The sequence below is a fragment of the Bacillus crepusculi genome, assembly GCF_014764715.1.
Classification (GTDB): domain Bacteria; phylum Bacillota; class Bacilli; order Bacillales; family Bacillaceae; genus Bacillus.
Genome location: NZ_JACXXE010000031.1, coordinates 1 through 1267, shown reverse-complemented (window position 1 = coordinate 1267; position 1267 = coordinate 1). Strand labels below are relative to the sequence as shown.

Annotated in this window: 1 protein-coding gene; it reads left to right on the top strand. The window is 38.6% G+C overall.

The genetic code is table 11. The features are described 5' to 3' along the window. Positions 1–53 precede the first annotated feature (53 nt). Positions 54–1267, top strand: a protein-coding gene (locus IEE86_RS19120; RefSeq protein ID WP_191098561.1) for an IS3 family transposase whose coding sequence is annotated in 2 segments (ribosomal slippage) — positions 54–498 and positions 498–1267 — 1215 coding nt annotated over the 2 segments. Because the reading frame shifts where the segments join, the coding sequence is not laid out codon by codon here. This gene is flagged as partial in the annotation.

Here is a 1267-nt window from a genome sequence, read left to right as displayed (position 1 = left end):
TGAAGTGCACCCCAAATATTAGACACAGTCTAACATTTGGAGGTGCTTTTCTTTTGGCTAAATTTACAATTGAAGATAAAATCAAAGCGGTAAAACGATACCTCATTGACCGCGAACCCCTGCTTGGAATTGCAAAACAGATTGGCGTGCACAAAAGCATACTTCAATATTGGGTCAGAAAGTATCAATATCATGGCGAAAAAGCTTTTTCAAAGTCATATACAAATTATCCAGTCCAATATAAACTAGACTTACTTGATTATATGAATGAACATGGGACGTCTATCTTGGAAACAGCTGCACTCTTTAACCTGCCTTCTGATACCACGCTTTGGAACTGGAAGCGCATCTTGGAAACACAAGGAGTAGACGCCCTTCAATCTAAGAAAAAGGGGCGTCCGTCTATGAAAAAGAAAACTGGAAAACAAGAAATAACGAAAGGATCAATGGAAGCGTTACAGGCAGAAGTAGAACATTTGCGCATGGAAAATGAGTATTTAAAAAAGTTGAATGCCTTAGTTCAAAACAAGGAACAATCACCAAACAAGACAAAGCGCAAGTAGTCTATGATTTAAGGCATCAATATCCGGTGAAATCACTTCTTAAGCTCGCATGTATTCCACGCAGTACCTACTATTACTTGATCAAGCATTTAGATCGTCCTGATCAGGATGTCGAACTGAAAAAGATGATTCAAACCATTTATCAGGAACATCAAGGACGTTATGGATATCGCCGGATTCGTGATGAACTAATCAACCGAGGACAAAAGGTAAATCACAAAAAAGTCCAGCGCATCATGAAAGTTCTAGGGCTAAAATGCATGGTCCGAGTGAAGAAATATCGTTCATACAGAGGCACAGTGAACAAAATAGCGCCTAATATATTGGCTCGTCATTTTCAAGCTGATAGGCCAAATGAGAAATGGGTCACAGATATAACGGAGTTTAAGTTATTTGGTCAGAAGCTCTATCTTTCGCCCATATTAGATCTATTTAATGGTGAAATCATTACCTATACAGTCGGTTCAAGACCTGTTTATTCACTCGTCTCAACGATGCTTCATCAGGCGTTCAACCGTTTAGATGAAGATGAGAAACCAATGATACATTCTGATCAAGGATGGCATTACCAAATGAAGCAATATAGACACGCCTTAAAAAAGCGTGGGATTACACAGAGTATGTCCCGAAAAGGTAACTGTTACGATAACGCAGTTATCGAGAACTTTTTTGGTATCTTAAAGTCTGAATTTCTATACCTAAAA